The organism is Maribellus sediminis, from assembly GCF_011799805.1.
GTDB classification, from domain to species: Bacteria; Bacteroidota; Bacteroidia; order Bacteroidales; family Prolixibacteraceae; genus Draconibacterium; species Draconibacterium sediminis_A.
In genome coordinates this window covers 692248-709635 of record NZ_WXUB01000003.1, presented here as the reverse complement: position 1 = coordinate 709635, position 17388 = coordinate 692248, and the positions used below count along the sequence as shown (strand labels likewise).

General features: G+C 43.9%; 16 protein-coding genes. 9 read left to right on the top strand and 7 right to left on the bottom strand.

Features of this window, described 5'->3' with window-relative positions:
* Window positions 1–401 precede the first annotated feature (401 nt).
* Both HFD85_RS14845 and HFD85_RS14840 read left to right on the top strand, forming a co-directional pair.
* The gene (locus HFD85_RS14845; RefSeq protein WP_167611435.1) at window positions 402–992 is read left to right on the top strand and encodes a hypothetical protein; all 591 of its coding nucleotides are present in this window, start codon (window positions 402–404) and stop codon (window positions 990–992) included.
* A 362-nt stretch (window positions 993–1354) separates the two neighbouring features.
* Window positions 1355–1786: a hypothetical protein gene (locus HFD85_RS14840; protein ID WP_167611432.1), complete on the top strand. Its 432-nt coding sequence runs from the start codon at window positions 1355–1357 to the stop codon at window positions 1784–1786.
* 306 nt (window positions 1787–2092) lie between these two features.
* Here the strand turns inward: HFD85_RS14840 and HFD85_RS14835 are convergent, their stop codons facing one another.
* The 5 genes from HFD85_RS14835 to HFD85_RS14815 all read right to left on the bottom strand — a co-directional run bounded on the left by HFD85_RS14835 (window position 2093) and on the right by HFD85_RS14815 (window position 6432).
* Window positions 2093–2488: a group I truncated hemoglobin gene (locus tag HFD85_RS14835; protein WP_167611429.1), complete on the bottom strand. Its 396-nt coding sequence runs from the start codon at window positions 2486–2488 to the stop codon at window positions 2093–2095.
* A 277-nt stretch (window positions 2489–2765) separates the two neighbouring features.
* The gene (locus HFD85_RS14830) at window positions 2766–3860 is read right to left on the bottom strand and encodes a nickel-binding protein (protein WP_167611426.1); all 1095 of its coding nucleotides are present in this window, start codon (window positions 3858–3860) and stop codon (window positions 2766–2768) included.
* Between the two features lie 360 nt (window positions 3861–4220).
* Window positions 4221–5042, bottom strand: coding sequence for a hypothetical protein (locus HFD85_RS14825; RefSeq protein WP_167611423.1), 822 nt, complete (start codon window positions 5040–5042; stop codon window positions 4221–4223).
* A gap of 135 nt (window positions 5043–5177) precedes the next feature.
* On the bottom strand, window positions 5178–5942 hold the full coding sequence (locus HFD85_RS14820) for a hypothetical protein (RefSeq protein ID WP_167611420.1): 765 nt from the start codon (window positions 5940–5942) through the stop codon (window positions 5178–5180).
* A 238-nt stretch (window positions 5943–6180) separates the two neighbouring features.
* Entirely contained in the window at window positions 6181–6432 is a 252-nt protein-coding gene (locus HFD85_RS14815) for a hypothetical protein (protein ID WP_167611418.1), read from the bottom strand.
* A 211-nt stretch (window positions 6433–6643) separates the two neighbouring features.
* Here HFD85_RS14815 and HFD85_RS14810 point away from each other — a divergent pair, with 211 nt between their 5' ends.
* The 6 genes from HFD85_RS14810 (at window position 6644) to HFD85_RS14785 (ending at window position 10908) form a co-directional block, all read left to right on the top strand.
* Window positions 6644–7297 carry a TetR/AcrR family transcriptional regulator gene (locus HFD85_RS14810; RefSeq protein ID WP_167611415.1) on the top strand — a complete coding sequence of 218 codons (654 nt, stop codon included), beginning with the start codon at window positions 6644–6646 and terminating at the stop codon, window positions 7295–7297.
* A complete protein-coding gene (locus HFD85_RS14805) occupies window positions 7294–8625 on the top strand; it encodes an ABC1 kinase family protein (RefSeq protein WP_167611412.1) in 1332 nt (443 codons plus the stop codon). Before HFD85_RS14810 ends, HFD85_RS14805 begins: the two co-directional genes overlap by 4 nt.
* 171 nt (window positions 8626–8796) lie before the next feature.
* Window positions 8797–9345 carry an SOUL family heme-binding protein gene (locus HFD85_RS14800; RefSeq protein WP_167611409.1) on the top strand — a complete coding sequence of 183 codons (549 nt, stop codon included), beginning with the start codon at window positions 8797–8799 and terminating at the stop codon, window positions 9343–9345.
* 111 nt (window positions 9346–9456) lie between these two features.
* Window positions 9457–9627, top strand: a complete 171-nt coding sequence (locus tag HFD85_RS14795) for a hypothetical protein (RefSeq protein ID WP_167611406.1) — start codon at window positions 9457–9459, stop codon at window positions 9625–9627.
* Window positions 9628–9705: 78 nt separating this feature from the next.
* Entirely contained in the window at window positions 9706–9876 is a 171-nt protein-coding gene (locus HFD85_RS14790) for a Lacal_2735 family protein (protein ID WP_277345457.1), read from the top strand.
* Window positions 9877–9951: 75 nt separating this feature from the next.
* The gene (locus HFD85_RS14785) at window positions 9952–10908 is read left to right on the top strand and encodes a GDSL-type esterase/lipase family protein (protein WP_167611400.1); all 957 of its coding nucleotides are present in this window, start codon (window positions 9952–9954) and stop codon (window positions 10906–10908) included.
* A gap of 84 nt (window positions 10909–10992) precedes the next feature.
* Here HFD85_RS14785 and HFD85_RS14780 read toward each other — a convergent pair whose 3' ends face one another.
* Both HFD85_RS14780 and HFD85_RS14775 read right to left on the bottom strand, forming a co-directional pair.
* A complete protein-coding gene (locus HFD85_RS14780) occupies window positions 10993–13083 on the bottom strand; it encodes a S9 family peptidase (protein WP_206081978.1) in 2091 nt (696 codons plus the stop codon).
* A gap of 583 nt (window positions 13084–13666) precedes the next feature.
* Window positions 13667–15214, bottom strand: a complete 1548-nt coding sequence (locus HFD85_RS14775; protein ID WP_167611396.1) for an acyl-CoA dehydrogenase family protein — start codon at window positions 15212–15214, stop codon at window positions 13667–13669.
* Between the two features lie 503 nt (window positions 15215–15717).
* Here HFD85_RS14775 and HFD85_RS14770 point away from each other — a divergent pair.
* Window positions 15718–17379 carry a M1 family metallopeptidase gene (locus tag HFD85_RS14770; protein ID WP_167611393.1) on the top strand — a complete coding sequence of 554 codons (1662 nt, stop codon included), beginning with the start codon at window positions 15718–15720 and terminating at the stop codon, window positions 17377–17379.
* Window positions 17380–17388: the final 9 nt, after the last annotated feature.

Genomic DNA, 17388 nt, shown 5'->3' with positions numbered 1-17388 from the left:
TTCAAAGTTAAGGAATCCAACGATCATTTTCAGGCAATTTACAGCTGTTTGATGACAGTATTGTACAGTACTTAAATTATCCAAACACCTTTTTAACCGCTGAACAACAACCCAATACGAACGTCAAGCAATATTATTTAAATTCATTCTTGATGTAATTATCTGTATCTTTTAATACAGTTTTCGAGAACTTGAATAATCTTAACATCGTTTTATTCCCGGTTTAGGTCTGAAGAACAGAACTGAAATACCTCCACAAACTATAAATCAGCAGCGCAAGATAACCGGGATTTCGGCCTGCGGTTTAATTGGATTACGTTATTGAATTTAGGATAAAAAATAAGATCACCCAATTAGTTGGATAGCAACCGGTAGCTTTTGTTGAACTAAAAACTACAGGTATGAAAAAATTGAGAACATTGCTGTTAGCAGCATGCTGCCTGGGATTGGTATTGGCATGCTCAGAAGCTGTTGACGAGTCGCAAATCGTCGACCTGAAAAGTGGTAACATGTATGGCGCCGATAAAACGGGTGCCGACAAAATGGTGACGGTACCGTTTAAGGCCGAATTCTCGGTATGGCGTGCTATGCCACCGGGCACAGGTGAAGCCTGCGATGATGGTCATTTTAGAGAGACCATGATGGGAGCAGGCGACATTACCCACCTGGGAGAAATGACCACCTTTATGACTTTCTGTGTTGATATGGCAACCAGCGAATATGCCTTAACCGAACTAGGGTATTTTGTTGCCGATAATGGCGACACGCTTTTTATTGATGTTCCATCCGGACAGGTGCTTCCCGGATCGGACATTGATGGTTATGTGGCCCACTTTAACGATACCATGTATTTCATGGGCGGAACCGGCCGCTTTGATGGTGCCATGGGCATGGCCTTAACCAACGCTTATGTTTATGTTGGCGACGGAACAGAATTCAGAACCGATTTCTGGAGCGAAGGACATTTAACATTGAAGAAAGGGAAAAGATAAATCCGGTTAAACACCTCGTAAATTTGAAATAGGACCTTCAAGGTTTCTCTTACCTTGAAGGTCCTCAATTTCTGCGGGCCATACTAAAAATGGTGAATAAAATTTCAGGCAATTGCTGAGGTAAAAATTACAAATTCGAACTATCGAAGGAGTATTCCAACCTGTTTACACGAACCCGAACAATTGGGTGCTTCCTTCGTATAACACAGCATAATTTTTAAATCGTAAACCATTCTGAAAAATTAATTGGATACACAATTATACTAACACTCATTATTCGTTTTGCGCTGTTTGTTCATGCCCATTTAAGTTGTTTCAGACTACCAGAGTACAACTACATTATTCATTTAAACTTTACAACTATGAAAAAATCTGGAGTTCTGTTAGCAACAATGGCAATTCTTCTCTTGATTGCCTCAAGTACCACTGCTCAAATGAAAACCGTGTACACCGGTTCTTACGATTATGTAGATTACATGGTGTGCACCGACGACTTAGTTACCGGAACGGAGTCGTATATAGTAAGCGTTTGGAATAACAAATACCAGTTCAGATATGAAGGAACCTATGTTGGCGAATCGGGTAAAGAATACTCATGGCGCCTGGTTCAAAACTGGAATTGGAAAACGTATAAGGGTAAGGCATATACCGAAACAAATACCGCAATAAGTATTATTAAGTGCGAAGGTGTTCCGATTGCCATGGCCAAAACCACCTACCATATATCCGTAAATGCTCAGGGAGAAGTGACAGTTGAATTTGATAATGGAACCGGCGAATGGATTTGCCTCTAAGCCATTAATATTTGAAATAGGTTTTAAGTAATCGCTAATGTAAAAATGCGTATTAAAACTTTCAACCGCTCCTGTTAGAATCAGGCCTTCAAGGTTACAGTAACCTTGAAGGCCTGATAGTAAGTACCCTTCTACCCCTCGTCTGTGCCGAGGGGTTAATAGCATGTCGATTGCATCGACCTTTTTTGCTGACCATAAATATATATGCTTACAAATTGATTTATGTCGGCTTGTCGTTACAAACGACCTGTTGTTTACCCCAGCCCGAACAATTCGGGACAGGCTGTTGCAAACGAGGAGCAGATTCTAGCGTGCGATGATCATATCGCGTAACGACCAAAGGATGTAGAGCACTTCTTTTTTAGTGTCCTCGCTCATGCCATGATTACCGAGTACCAGCATGATGTCGTCCATCACATGGGTGTATTCCTCACGGCTGATGTTCATCCCTGTGTGCGTTTCTTCCATCGAACGGCCTTTGTATTCGGCCGCTCCTCCGCTACCGGCACTAAAAAAATCGACGGTGTGCTTTTTGATCACAGCCAGCCGTTCGGGCTGCTCGCCATATGGCATAAAACGCGCGCTGATAGCCGGATTTTCCATGTGTGTTTGAACCACCTCGTCGACAATTGCAGTTATCCCGGCAGTTCCGCCCAGACGTTCGAATAAGGTCGCTTTTTCAACTTCTTTTGTTGTTTCCATTTTACAGTATTTTAGTTTGATGAATATCGTTTTACCCGCCTTGTAAAATTTTCATAAAGAAATTTTTATCAGCGTTATAAGAAACTCCTATATGCAAGATGCGTGAAATAAAACCCAAGAGATCCCTCGCCAAATACCCGGGATCAGTTCGGCTAAATGATTTTGCGCACAAAATCAGAGTCTCACTGATTCAAAATTACGGCAGTAGTGTTGAAACAAGTCCCACTTTTGGTTCAAAGGATGACACATTTGGTTCAGGCCGGATATCAGGCCGATGTTACACCCATAAACGCTTATAGGCCGAAGGAGTCAGGCCGTATACTTTGCTAAAACATTTTGCAAAATACGATGGGCTGTTAAACCCTCCGTTATAAGCAACTTCAGCAATGTTGCTGTTCTTTTTATGCAACTGCTCCCTGATACGCTTTACACGGTAGTGCATCAGAAAACCATTGGGAGAAGTACCGATAAGGGCTGTCATTTTCCGGTACAATTTCGATTTGCTTAAAGCCAGGTGCCGCTCGAAATCTACAACGTTCAGGCCGGTATCGGTCCAGGCATTTTCTGTAAATTCAACCAGACCACTTAAAAACTGCTGATCGGCTTCCGACAGCACAAAAATCCGCTTGCCAAAAGAAGTATGATGCAAATTCTCGCTTCGGTACAGATCGTTAATTTCCTCGGAAATGCTGATCCCGGCATTCAGAAAACACATGCTTTCGGCCAGCTTTACGGTATCTTCGAACAGGGCCTTTTTTTCGGTGACAGGAACTCCGGCACTCAATCCGATTTTCAGATCAGGTAGTTCGTCCACTGCTTTTCCCTTAACTCCCGACTCAAGCTGAAGCGCGCACTCTACAGCTTTTGTAACTGAGGTAAACGATACCAGAAAACGGTTTTCCTTATTGCTTACAATCCGGCCTCCAAATTCCGGAACCGTTTCACTGATGTGCTTTTTGTAGTTTTCGCTCTGCCGTTGAAGCAACTCTTTACTGTAGTCTTTATACGAATTCAAAGCCGGTTCAATGGCCATTATAATCCGGAAAGCAGGATCGTTAATGATGTTCAGGCGGGTATCTTTGGCTTTTACGGGATCCTCTATCCTGCCCAGAAATGATTCAACAATAGACGGATCCACTTCGATGATGCGGTGCGGAACTTCGCCATGCGCATGGTCGTGCATTTGTTTCAATTTCTCGGCACTGGGCGCTTCAATCAAACAAAACGCCGTTTTCCGTAAATCGTCGAACCAGTAAGTAAGTCCCCGGCAATCGAATTTGTGTTGAACTTTCAAATCCTGCTGATGTAATTCCGCCACATTTTCGGCTGTTACCTCGGCTGAAACATCGTGTCGATCCATGTAGATAGGCATAAGCTTAGTTTTTGTATCGGCGTTGTTGAAAGCGGAGCCAAACATCCATGCATAGAAAACTGCTGATTATCTGACCTATACAAAACAACAACAGGTTTGTGAAAAAGTTCTTGACCGTTCCCTCACCTTTAGGGACAAAACTTAAAAAAAAAAGAAGTGCTGGAATGGTATAATTCCGTGAATCACTTTTTAGATTATAATGCTCAGCAAGATATAATGGATAATTCCAGTTAACATTTTGATTTTCCCCAGTAAGAAACCAGAAACTCCCCAAGTTCGAAAAGACTGTTCCGGGTTTATCGGAAAAACCCTTTCGGATTTGGACTGCCTTTTCTACTTCTCATTTCAAACCCGAGCAAACTATTCATCATCAAATATATCTGGACTATTCATGCCATCCATTTCGCTCAGCTCTTTATGCAGGAGTGCGGTCATGGCCGCTGAAAGAACCAGTTTGGTTTCGGAATCGAGTTCATCCCTTAGCCAGACATAACATTTGTTCATCCCAAGTGCACCGGCCCCCAGGTACTGCATGGCCGACAATACGGTTTCGCCTTCCATAAACTGATAACCCCGCGCCGGCAGCATGCGTTGCTGAACGGCATTGGGCATATTGGAAGATGCGGAGACAATGAGGATCTTTCTTTCCCTGCTTGTAAGAAAAGCTCCACCCGGGTCCTCCGACTGAGTACCAAACGATTTTTTCATTACCAAAAGCCACAGGTTCGAAGTATCCTTATTCAGAAACAGGGCGGCTGTAAAATTCTCTTCGCTGAGCAACAGTTCATCCTCCCCAACATAAAACAGGGGAAATACTTCCTGCTCCATTTTTGCTTTTATCTTCAGGTTATAAGCTGCATTAAGGGTTGCTGTGTTTGAGGTCTTATCGGCCATTATGAATGAAAACTTGTTTTTGGTTTGCGATTCAGCTTTTGTTTCAAACAGGTTCGAACCTCCCGTGGTAGTCGTCCATCCCACTTTACCTTCAACTACGGCATAATCACCAAACTTATATTTAGCCATTTTGCTAAAAGTCTGGGTGCCAAGTTTGATCTTTAACGGTTTCGAATGGGCTTCCAGATCCTTGTCGATGATAATGTCGTTTTGCTTTTGTGCTGAAAGTGGGGGTGCCCAACAGCCCAGCATACAAACTGCCAGGATGAATAATAAAAGCTGTTTCATTTTATTTTGAATACGTTCTTACAATCGCTCCTGGTATTATTCACGCTGCTTTATACGAGTTTCCGGGAAGGTGGTTTTGTTGTATCGTAAATCAAGGGGGCTAACCTTGAAACGAGAATTGATCAGACTGGTAAACTATTCCTCAGCCTGCCTCGACCAAGCTGAAAGGTACCAGCCTTTTTTGGTTTCTATCGTTCGCACATGCTGCACCATATTTTGCCAGAGTTTTCTAAAATCATCGCGGTATTCTTTCATCAGGGCATCTTCCGTCTCTCTTAAAGCAGCCTCACTTTCGGCCTGAACTTCGAGTATCCAGCAGGGAGTGTGTTCGCCAAATACCACCTGGTAAATATCCCAGGAATAATCTGAATCAATATTTTTATAAAATTCGATGTACTTTTTAGCAGCATCGGCAGCTTCCTTTTCGTGACCCGATTTCAGGTACATAAACGTCCATTCATGAAAACCTTTTCCTTCGTCGCTTACACCATCGGGATGGTACGACAGCTCTTTATTCCACATCACCACCGACTGGCTAATGTTGGAAATATCCCGGAATTTGGCATCGCCATCGTATCCGTTTTCTTTCATCAGCTGACTGTACTTCATCATGTCACCATAAATCTTGTCGATACCGGCAAAGTTCTTCATAGGCATGGCCCAGTAAAACGAATTTTCGCTGGTTTGATAAGCCCAAATGGTAAAGTTAAAGTCCAGTTCATCGAAGAGGTCGAACGCTTCCTGCTGCACTTTCCAGAATTCAGCCATGTCGGCAGGAGCCACAAACTCTTCCATAAGAAAAATAAGCCCCGGGTCGTCAGATTCCTGTGCTTGTGTGGTGTTAACGAAAAATGCACCTGCAAAGAGACACATTACGAGTAGTAAGGAAAATTTCTTCATGATACTAAATTTAGGTGAAACAATAAACTGGCTAACTGCAACTCAACGGGTAGGAGATACTATTCAAGTTACGAATTTTTAGAACGTTAGGAAAGGGGTGGATGCTGGCAGGTCGACGAAACGTTCTGTATTTGGTAAGAACAATATTCTGCGGATTGGATACAGAAGAAAAACCAAAACCGGCAAGCATGAAAAGAGAATTGTCGCATCCTGGTTGGATCTGGTACGCAATATTTTTTTAGTCTGAATCTTTGTCCTTTCTCCCTTCCTTGAGGTAACGCTCCGATTTCCCCCATAATATTCCGGCTTTACGAAAGAGCTTCCTGGTGGCTTTCTCTAACGATTCATCCGCTTTACGATAGGTGCTGCTTTTGTGCAGTTGCTCGGCCTTTTCATCAATGTATTCATTGGCCTTATCCATCCACGATTCTTCTTTTTGCCCGGAATCCTTGTTTTTCTTGTCTTCTTCGCTGTTTTTCGATAATGCCATGTTATTTGTTTTTATTCCTCGATTTATCTGTTAGCCAAGATACGTAAACACACCGGATTATGGTTGCAGAGTTTCGCTCATCAACAGTGGCAGTATCACTCTATATTAATTTGCAGCACTTTCGTGTGTTCCGCCAAATGTATTTCACAGTATTGTTTAGCTTTTTGAGAAATCCTTTAAACATTTTGGTTTTTAATGCTGTTTCTGCTATATGGAAAACAAGAAAACATCAGAGACGATCCTTTCGGCATACATGCATCACATGCTTGAAAAGGGAACACGGCCGGCAAGCATTTATGCTTTTGCCCGGGAACTGGAAATGGAAGAGGCCGATTTCTACAAGTACTTTGGCTCGTTCGAAGCATTGGAGAAAGCTATTTTTAAGGCCTTCTTCGAACAGAGCATGAAACTACTTAACCAAAATCAGGAATACCGCGATTTCGATGCAAAAAATAAATTGATTTCGTTTTATTATACATTTTTCGAGGTACTGAAAGCCAACAGAAGTTATGTGCTTCTGTTACTCAATAAGGAGAAAAGTCAGCTCAAAATGCTGGCTTCGCTATCGGAGTTAAAAAGAGCCTTTTCAGAATTTGTTGCAGGACTGGAGATTGAAACCCCCGAAATCCCCCACGAGCGAATCGAAAAAATGAAAATGCGAAGTATTCGGGATTCAGCTTGGGCGCAACTGCTTTTTACACTCCGGTTCTGGCTCGAGGATAATTCCCCCGATTTTGAAAAGACCGATCTGTTTATTGAGAAATCAATCAATACTGCTTTTGTACTGCTTGACGCAACTACCCTGAATTCAGTATTCGACCTGGGTAAATTTTTGTACTACGAAAAAATAATGAGCAAGGTATGAAAACCATTGACAGCATACCAACCTCGAAAATTGAGCGGGCCACGAAAATTTTGCAAACCGGTGCTAAAGTGGGCATAAACTACCTGAAGTACTACGGCGATAGAATTAACTCGCCGGAAGAAGCCGCGCGTGAAAAGCTGAACCGCTCGAATGCCGGAGACATATACGACGGACTAAAAAACCTGAAAGGAAGTGCACTCAAGGTGGCACAAATGCTCAGTATGGAAAAGAACATCATGCCCGAAGCGTATGTCGAAAAATTTTCGCTGTCGCAGTTCTCGGTACCGCCGTTGTCGGCTGCATTGGTGGTAAAAACCTTTCAGAAATATTTTGGGAAAACACCCAACGAGATATTTGATGACTTCGATCCCAATGCAAAGCACGGTGCCAGTATTGGGCAGGTACACAAAGCCCGTAAAGACGGAAAGGACCTGGCAGTCAAGATTCAGTATCCGGGTGTTTCGGAAAGCATTAGCAGCGACCTGGCAATGGTGAAACCCATGGCCATGAAACTGTTTAACATTCGCGGAAAGGGTTCGGAGGTTTATTTCAAAGAGGTGGAAGAAAAATTGCTGGATGAGACCAACTATATTCTTGAAGTGGAACAAAGCCTCGAAACCATACAGCGGTGCAGCCATATCCCCAACCTGTGTTTTCCGAATTATTACCGGGAACTGTCGACGGAACGGATAATTACCATGGACTGGATACAGGGTAGGCACATATCTGAGTTTGCTGCACGAAATACCGATAAAACGCTGGCAAATAAAATAGGCCAGGCACTTTGGGATTTTTACATGTTCCAGATCCACCGGCTTAAAAAGTTTCATGCCGATCCCCACCCCGGAAATTTTCTGGTATCGGACAACAAGAAACTGGTCGCACTTGATTTTGGTTGTATGAAGAGCATCCCCGATACCTTTTACACGCCCTACTTCGAACTGGCACTTCCCGAAAACCGAAACAATGCTGAAGTGTTCCATTCCAAACTTTACCAACTGGAGATCCTTCGCAGCGATGACAGCAAAGAAGAAATTGAATTTTTTACCGAAATGTTTCACCGCTTGCTTGGTTTGTTTACGCAGCCTTTTCAGTCCGAAATCTTTGATTTCTCCGATGCCGGATTTTTCAAACAGCTGAGCGATTTGGGAACAGAATATTCGAAAAATACCGAGCTCCGCAATATGAATGGAAACCGTGGTTCGCGACACTTTATTTACATGAACCGCACTTTCTTTGGTCTTTATAATCTGATGCACATGCTGAAGGCTGATGAGATAGAAATAAATACTTACTTGCCACAAAATAAACCCGCCAAAGTAGCCTGAACACATTAATCCGGCAATCTGTTCGCCACTTTGGGAGTAGCAATAACTCCGATCAGGTTTCCTGCTAAAGCACACAAAAAAACAGAAGTGTTGAATGTGCAAAAACCCGAATGAACTTTATTGGGTCTATTTTTGTTTAATCTTTATAATCAATAGTTAAACAAAATGAAAATGATTTTGATCGTAACGTTCATCACCCTCGGATTATTCTTAGTGGCATCGCTGCACAACAAGAGTCATGCAGAAACGGAAATACAGCCCTACGAAACACTTTACCAGTCGGGCAATTTCGAGATACGCTTTTATCCGCAGGCCATCCTTGCTTCGGTAGTCATGAACGGAAATCTTGATAAATCACGCAACTCAGGGTTTCGGGTACTTGCCGGTTACATTTTTGGTGGTAACGAGGAAAATCAAAAAATAGCAATGACCGCTCCGGTGCGTATGAGTAACACTGCTGATTCCAGTACAATGAGTTTTGTACTGCCTTCGGAAATGAATTTCAACCAACTTCCCGAGCCCTTGAACAAGGACATTGTTTTACACCGGTCGGAACCAGCCTATGCCGCCGTGGTACGTTTTGGCGGCTACACCAGTAACCGCGAGATTGAAATGCACAAAAAGGAGTTAATCGCTGCCCTCGAAAAATTGGGAATTTCCCATAAAGGCAATTTCGAATATCTGGGTTACAATGCGCCCTACGATGTGTTCGACCGCTGAAACGAGGTGTGGGTCGAACTGAAGGATTTTGAGCTCGGAATGCTGCAAAGTATTACCGTGAAATAAAACGTTCTAAATCAAAACAGCTGAAAACAATAAAAGTTAAATGCCATGAAAAGGACCATAAAAAACGATCCGCTCAAACCACTGCTTGGAGAATATTACCTGCTGTTAAAGGAAGCTTACCGGCTTGAGGGATTGAACCAGAAATTGTCGCGAAAAAAATACAACAGAGCCAGCTTTTTGGCCCTGGAAATTCAGGCTTTACGCTTTCGTAATTAATTTTTTTAAAACAATAGAAAAGCCTTTCTGGCAAGCAAATAGAAATAAAAATGCAGAAACGTTAAAACTGGAAAAGATATGTTTGGATTTTTAAAAAAAGACCCGATGAAGGCCCTGATACGCCAACACGACAAATTGATGGAAGAGGCGTTTCGCCTGTCGAGGATAAACCGCCGGATGGCCGATCAGAAATATGCCGAGGCAAAACTCGTTCAGCAAAAAATGGATGCACTCAGAACCGTCAAGTGATGCATTATACAATCGCCGGCACTATTGGTAAATGCAGGATATCATTTTAGTCAGCAAACAGCAATACCCAATAAAATGAAACAACAAAGCAGAAAATGTATCGCACTGCTATTTTTGTTTTTGGGGTCAGTCAACCTGTGGGCACAGGAACTGGTGGTAAAAAACCCGTTGCATTTTTTGGCCCTGGGCGATTCGTACACCATCGGTCAGAGTGTTGCCGAAGAAGACCGCTGGCCCAACCAACTGGCCACGGCACTGCAACAAGAAGGAGTTGTGGTAGAAGAAGTGAAATTTATTGCACAAACAGGCTGGCGTACCGATAACCTGTGGAGCATGGTGGCCGGCCTCGCTCCCAACAAGCCGCCATACAACCTGGTGTCTTTACTCATCGGGGTGAACAATCAATATCAGGGTGTAGCCATTGACCTGTACCCCGATCAATTCCGTCAGTTGTTGCAAAAAGCCATTGACTTATGCGGCGGACAAAACGAAAGTGTTTTTGTACTTTCGATCCCCGATTACGGATATACGCCATTTGGAGCATCGAACAGGGAAGCAATTAGCCACGAAATTGATCTGTACAACACCATCAACAAACAGATTGCGGAAAATTTGGACGTAGTTTACTTCAACATCACCGACATAAGCCGGCAGGCACTGGAAAAGCCCGAATACCTCGCATCGGATAAACTGCACCCAAGTGGAGAAATGTACGCACGATGGGTGGAGCGGATCCTGCAAAAGGTACAGCTTGATTTTAGTACTTCCACTGAGCTTTTAGCAGAAGCGTCCCCAGAAATTCATGTCTTTCCTAATCCCGTTGTTAACGAACTAAATTTTCGCATCCCTGCCGACGCCCAAAAATTGGTAATCAGCAACAGTTTTGGGGAAACCTGTGGTCAGTGGACTGTAACTCCCGGAACGACGCTTCAGCTAAATGTTTCCAACTGGAGCAGCGGTTTATATTTTTACCGGATTGCAGACAATAAAAATGCCCTTACTTCGGGTAAATTTGTTGTGCGCCAGAAATGAGTTTGGTTTTGCCGTTAAACCAGGCATCTCCCACTCCAAAACGGCGTGCACTTTCTGCCGCGGCGGTATATATCGTTATACCTACTACTCCAACACCAAATGCTGAATAAAGAATTCCATCATGCGCTCGGTGCTCACAGCCGTATGACCACGGTCGGGACCCACCTGAACTTCGAAACTTTTGCCCGCTTTTTGCAGCGCTTCTATTAACTGCAACGAGTTTGACGGATGTACATTGTTATCAGTTGTTCCGTAGTAAATCATCAGATAGCCTTCCAGATTTTCGGCATAATTGCGCAGGTTGGCCGCATTGTAACCTTCGGGATTATTCTCCAGCAGGTTCATGTAACGCTCGGTGTAAATGTTGTCGTAGTTGCGCCAGTCCATCACACCTGAGTTGGCCACCGATGCATGGAAAACATCCGGGTGACGCAAAATACAGGCTGCCGATGTTGTTCCTCCGTAAGAAGTTCCGAACACTCCCACCCGATCCTTATTTACATATGGGCGATCGTACAAAGCTTTAATTCCTTCGGCAAAGTCGTCCTGTTCAACAATGCTTAGGTGTCCGTACAATTTATCCAGCATTTTTTTGCCTTTCCAGCCGGCATTGCGTCCGTCGATGTTCACCACCAGGAAACCATACTCGCACAAAGCGCTGGGTGTGGTAAAATTCTCGCGAACAGCGTTGGTTGCCGGTCCGCCATAATTCGACAGGATAACCGGGTATTTCTTATTCGGATCGAAATTGCTTGGGAAATGGATCATGCCGTGCAGTTCTGTTTCACCGTCGGCTGAAGTAAAAGTGTAGATCTCTGTCTTTTTCAGGCCGAGTTCTTCAAATTTACTCATATCGCTTTCGGCCAGTTTTGCCACTACTTTTCCTTTGGCATCGAGCAACTGGGTGAAAGGCGGTGTGTCATGAGTTTCAGCCACATCAATAAAATATTTCCCGTCGGGCGATACCGACACGCTGTGTGTAAGCGCCGGATCGGTCAGGCGAACATCACCTTTACCGTCGAGTTTTACACGGTGCAGTTGCAGTTTCATGTGATTATCGCCACTGCGTGCCATGTAATACAGCTGATTTTTGGCTTCATCGATTTTTACCACGCCGGCCACTTCAAACTCATGTGAAGTGATCGGATTGATCAAACCTGCTTTCAGATCGTATAAGTAGTAGTTTTTAAAACCGTTTCGTTCGCTCTCCCAGATAAAGCGCTGTTTATCTTCGAGGTACTGCATGTACGGATGATTTTCGGTAAAACTTGCCGGCCACTCCTCACGAACAACCACGCGGCATTTCCCGGTTTCGGCATTGGCGGCGGTCCATTCCATAATATCCTGCTTACGGTTGGTACGGTGAAATAAAAGCTCTGTTCCGTCGGGAGCCCACTCAATTCCGTACACATAATGACCAACAACATTATCATCAAAAGGCTGTCCGTCGCGCACATCAACGGTGATTGTTTTTTTGGTCTCCAGGTCATAAATCATGAGATCGACCACCGGATTAACCGCCCCAACTTTAGTGTAGGCTTCAATGTTCATCGAGTCGTACAACTCGGTTTGTTCGTACTGCAGGTAATAATTGCGCACCTTGCTCATATCAAAATGATAAAAAGCCAGCTTACTGTTGTCAGGCGACCACCACATGGCATGCAGCTGATCCAGCTCCTCGCCGTAAACCCAGGTTGCGGTACCAAAAGTGAAACGTTTTTCTATTGAACCTTCAGTGGTAACAGCGTATTCATCGCTGCCGTCAGCTTTGCTGATGTATACATTTCCGCCACGGTAAACGGCTTTTAAGGTTTTATCCGCCGAGGTTTCTTCGGCATACTGTCTGCCCCTTTGCGGACGACCGGCATACATTCTCCGGTAACGCGCCATCATTGATTCTTCTTCGGGTGCATCACCGATCTCTTCGGCCTGCTTTTTCTTTACATCAAATTTGTATTGTTTTCCATCCTCGTTATAGGTGAAAGACTTTCCGTCTTCGGCCCAATCAGCAGCAATTCGACCGGGTTTTACCGAATTTCGGATCTGTGGAGCTTTTTCAGTGTATTGCTCATATCCGGGCATCGATTTTATCCACTGCTGAGCAGAGACTTGAACAGAAGTAATAAGGGTCATTAACACTACAATGACCGACAGTGCAGATTTTTGATTTTTCATCTTATTAAAATTGTTATTTTTTAAAGGTATAAGATGGAACTCCCATGATTTTAACACTAAGCGTATTGGGCAAATGTTTTTCATGCTCGTTTCATTCGTTTGAATTTTTGACTTTAGCTGTAAGTCATGGAATTCGTCCGGCAGGGCGGGACTCATTTCATCACAACTTCATTTCGAGATTTAATAATTAGAACAGCTTATAAACATACAGCCGAACGATGAATATTCAAAACAGATCTGTCATGTTTTTTGGGAAATGTATAGCAACCACTTCGACCTTTGCTTCGTTCCTACGCAAAGTCCACTCCTCCTGAACAGGAGGAGAAAATTCTTTATCCAAATAATTTTATGAAAGTACAGAATAACCTCCCGGCACGAACAGATTCCCCTCTTCGTTGAGGAGGGGTGGCCCCGATCCGTCAGCTGACGGACGGGGACGGGGTGGTGTTTCAGTCAACCGGACATCAACCACCTCCCCCTGATTCCGCATAGCTACATCAGGGTACTCCTCCTTCTAAAGGAGGAGATATGTTCATTTTTCAATATAAAATCTGAAGCATGGAATAGGATTCCAACACTGAAATTACCCGGCCACAAAGTTCATCCACGAAGAGTTTTCCTCATAGCCGTCAACTACTGTTTCGTTGTTCTTAAAATTGAATGCTGACATTAATTTGCTGATCTCCTGTTGCAGGAAAGTCACACTTCCGTCAATCAGTTCCTTCTTAAATCCCTTGTCGCCAAGATCCAGAACCTGGTTGAGCGAAATTACGCGACCGATGACCTTACCCATTTCCACGAGTTTTCGTTGCTGAATCTGAAGATCGAGGTTAAAGTCCAGCTGTTTTTTTACAAAATGTACAGCCTTATCGGTTAAATCAAATCCTTTTAAAAACTGGAACAGGTTATTTTCCCGGGTACGTTTCATCATTTTTACCAGCGCTTCAGAAATCTGGGCATAAAGAATATCGTTCGAGCCTTCAAATATCTGGAAAGGACGGCTGTCGGCAGTACCTCGTCCGGCAATATGATTGATTTTATAAGCCTTTGCACCAACCAGCTGAACCACCGATTGTGCGGCATCCTGCATTAAATCTGTTATCACACTTTTTACCGCATTGGCTTCCATTCCCTGCGACGACAGATCGACATCAAGCCCGGCTTTTTCGCTGCTGTTGGCACACATGGCCGAACAAATGGTATACGAGGCCTGTAATTCCGACAAACGGTGCTGTACCTGATCGTAATGAAACAGACTTTTCCCGCCAACCTGTCTTTCTCTGGTGTGAGTAAGTGCTTCATCTAACATGCGTTGAATAAAGCCCATTCCCATACCCGGGAACTGCATTCGGCTGCGGTGTAAAAGATCGAGCATCATTTTTACACCTGTTGTTTCAGGCACGAGCTTGTGCGCCATCGGCAACTGCACATCCAGTCGGTTTCTTCCGTATGGAATGGCGTACAAACCCAGGTTTTCAAAAAACTCTTCTACCACAATATTTTGCCCGGGCGCATTTACATCGCACAAAAAGAAATCAATGTCGCGCATCAACTTATCCGAGCTCGATTTCTGCCTGGCTGAAAGTAGCCAGTAATCGGCCCAACCGGTAAGACCGGCCCAGTGTTTTTTCCCTTTCAAATGATATTTCGATCCTTTTTCGGTATAAGAAGTTTGCATGTTTAGAGCATCGCTCCCGAAATCCGGCTCGGTAATCATCAGACCTCCCATGGCTTTTTCTTTCAGAAAACGATTAAAAACCCCGGCTTTTACTTCATCCTGGCCAAACTTGCCAAAAGGCTGTAAAAACAAAGCAGAGTTAATACCGAAGGTCAGTGAAAGCGCCAGCGATTCATACGAAGCCGTAGCCAGCAAAGCAATGTTTTCTTTCATTACTCCTCCACGACCTCCGTATTGCTTTGGAATGCCCACCGAAAGCGGATTTACCGACATGATCTCGCGCATTACAAAAGGTGGAAGTCCACGCTTTAAACTCAAGTCATCGATATCTGCCCGAACATGAAACACCTGCTTCATCTTTTCTTTCAGTTTATCCAAAAACTGAGAAAATGGAACTAGTTCAGGGTGATTTTTATTGGTAGCCGAAATTACTTCGGCAGTAGCTGCATGCATAAATTTTAAGTTAATGATGGTTTCCTTCGATGGAAAGCCACAGGTTTATTTAAACGGATTCTAAACAATTTTGTTTTTGGTATTTCAGTAAAACGTTCCTTACCTATGGTACTTCTCATCTAGTTATGCTCTTATTTTGCCAATCTTCCGTCCCTCCGGGACTAATTTCTGATGCCTATCTTTTATAAAACGGGACAAGTTCTAAGTCCCTCCGGGACTCTAATTACAGCGTATGCAATTCTGAAAACAAGTCCATATCTAAGACCTGTAGGAACGCTTTATCGGTAGCTAAAGCATAAGATAATGAGCATTGAGTCCCGGAGGGACGGTATACCGGTAGATAAACAGAAGGCCATATCCATCAAGTCCCTTATGGACGACATTCGGTAAAGAATTATTGACGCCCAATAAAAGTGCCGCAGGTACAGCACCTGTTAAGCAATGAGTTTCTTCTCTACAAGAAAAAAACTAAATTTGCTTGCTTACCATACGTCTGTTACATCATGCATAAAACAATCTGGTTTAAAAGCCAACTCTTAATTATATTACTAACGCTGATAACTTTTAGTGCTGCTGCCCAAAAAACCACATTTACCCGACAGGATACTTTACGGGGAAGCGTAACACCCGAGCGCGAATGGTGGGATTTAACTTATTATCATTTAAGCGTTAAGGTTAATCCTGAGGATAGTAGTTTTACCGGGTCAAACCTCGTGCAGTACCGTGTTCTGCAGGCAAAACAACTTATGCAAATCGACTTGCAGCCACCGATGAAGATCAGTAAAATCACCCAAAACGGAGAAGAGCTGGAGGTTGAAAACGATGGAAATGTGTGGTATATCAGCCTGAAAAAAAACCAAAACGTTGGAGACATCAATGAGCTGTTTATTGAATATTCAGGCAAACCAAAAGTGAGCCGTCGCCCACCCTGGGACGGCGGAGTTAGCTGGCGAAAAGATGAGAACGGCAATCCCTTTGTGGTTACAACTGTTCAGGGAGATGGCGGAAGCCTCTGGTGGCCTTGCAAGGATCATCCTTACGACGAACCCGATAGCATGCTCATCAGTATTACTTTCCCGGATGACCTGATGGATGTTTCCAATGGTCGCTTGCGCAGTTTGGAAGATAACGGCGACGGTACAAAAACCGCGAACTGGTTTGTTGACAATCCAATCAATAATTACGGAGTGAACATAAACATCGGCAACTATGTACACTGGCACGAAATTTACAAAGGCGAAAAAGGCAAGCTCGACTGCGATTTCTGGGTACTCGATTACAACCTCGAAAAAGCCAAAAAACATTTTAAACAAGCCAAAATGATGCTCGAGGCTTTTGAACACTGGTTTGGCCCCTATCCGTTTTACGAAGACGGCTACAAACTGGTGGAAGTACCCTATCCGGGAATGGAACACCAGAGTTCGGTAACCTATGGCAATGGCTTTCGCAATGGCTACGGCGGCCGCGATATCAGCTACTCGGGCTGGGGCGAAAAATTTGATTTCATTATCATTCACGAATCGGGACACGAGTGGTTTGCCAATAACATCACCAATTTCGACGAAGCCGATATGTGGATACATGAGAGCTTTACCAATTATTCCGAAAACCTGTTTGTAGAGTATTTCTGGGGAAAAGAAGCTGGTGGCGAATACATTCGGGGGAGTCGGCTCGGCATCAACAACGACCGCCCCATTGTTGGCATACACGGTGTAAATTATCCCGGCTCGGGCGATATGTACCCCAAAGGCGCCAACATGTTGCACACCCTTCGCCAAATGGTTGACGACGATGAAAAATGGAGATCGATCCTACGTGGAATGAACCGTGATTTCTACCACCAGACGGTAAAAACCACACAAATTGAGGCGTACCTCATCGAGCAAACCGGCCTGCCGCTGGAAGGCTTTTTCAAACAATACCTGTATGACACCCGGATACCGATTTTTGAATACGCAATTGTCGACGGAGTACTGCGTTACCGCTGGGGAAATGTGGTTCCTGAATTCAAAATGAGGACCAAGGTGCACATCAATAACGAAGTACACTGGCTCGAACCTTCACGTCGCTGGAAAGAGCTTGAACTGGACAGAAAAATCAACAATGTGGAGGTAGACAAAGATTTTTATATAGCTAGTTTTGAAGTGGCCAAACTGAAAAAATAAGTCAAAAAA

What these genes read in the sequence shown, in the direction of transcription:
- HFD85_RS14790 (WP_277345457.1), top strand. Translation starts at nt 9,706, where the DNA reads ATGTTTGGATTTTTAAAAAAAGACCCGATGAAGGCCCTGATACGCCAA.
- HFD85_RS14770 (WP_167611393.1), top strand. Translation starts at nt 15,718, where the DNA reads ATGCATAAAACAATCTGGTTTAAAAGCCAACTCTTAATTATATTACTA.
- HFD85_RS14845 (WP_167611435.1), top strand. Translation starts at nt 402, where the DNA reads ATGAAAAAATTGAGAACATTGCTGTTAGCAGCATGCTGCCTGGGATTG.
- HFD85_RS14810 (WP_167611415.1), top strand. Translation starts at nt 6,644, where the DNA reads ATGGAAAACAAGAAAACATCAGAGACGATCCTTTCGGCATACATGCAT.
- HFD85_RS14785 (WP_167611400.1), top strand. Translation starts at nt 9,952, where the DNA reads ATGAAACAACAAAGCAGAAAATGTATCGCACTGCTATTTTTGTTTTTG.
- HFD85_RS14800 (WP_167611409.1), top strand. Translation starts at nt 8,797, where the DNA reads ATGATTTTGATCGTAACGTTCATCACCCTCGGATTATTCTTAGTGGCA.
- HFD85_RS14840 (WP_167611432.1), top strand. Translation starts at nt 1,355, where the DNA reads ATGAAAAAATCTGGAGTTCTGTTAGCAACAATGGCAATTCTTCTCTTG.
- HFD85_RS14805 (WP_167611412.1), top strand. Translation starts at nt 7,294, where the DNA reads ATGAAAACCATTGACAGCATACCAACCTCGAAAATTGAGCGGGCCACG.
- HFD85_RS14780 (WP_206081978.1), bottom strand. Translation starts at nt 13,083, where the DNA reads ATGAAAAATCAAAAATCTGCACTGTCGGTCATTGTAGTGTTAATGACC.
- HFD85_RS14775 (WP_167611396.1), bottom strand. Translation starts at nt 15,214, where the DNA reads ATGCATGCAGCTACTGCCGAAGTAATTTCGGCTACCAATAAAAATCAC.
- HFD85_RS14820 (WP_167611420.1), bottom strand. Translation starts at nt 5,942, where the DNA reads ATGAAGAAATTTTCCTTACTACTCGTAATGTGTCTCTTTGCAGGTGCA.
- HFD85_RS14825 (WP_167611423.1), bottom strand. Translation starts at nt 5,042, where the DNA reads ATGAAACAGCTTTTATTATTCATCCTGGCAGTTTGTATGCTGGGCTGT.
- HFD85_RS14815 (WP_167611418.1), bottom strand. Translation starts at nt 6,432, where the DNA reads ATGGCATTATCGAAAAACAGCGAAGAAGACAAGAAAAACAAGGATTCC.
- HFD85_RS14835 (WP_167611429.1), bottom strand. Translation starts at nt 2,488, where the DNA reads ATGGAAACAACAAAAGAAGTTGAAAAAGCGACCTTATTCGAACGTCTG.
- HFD85_RS14830 (WP_167611426.1), bottom strand. Translation starts at nt 3,860, where the DNA reads ATGCCTATCTACATGGATCGACACGATGTTTCAGCCGAGGTAACAGCC.
- HFD85_RS14795 (WP_167611406.1), top strand. Translation starts at nt 9,457, where the DNA reads ATGAAAAGGACCATAAAAAACGATCCGCTCAAACCACTGCTTGGAGAA.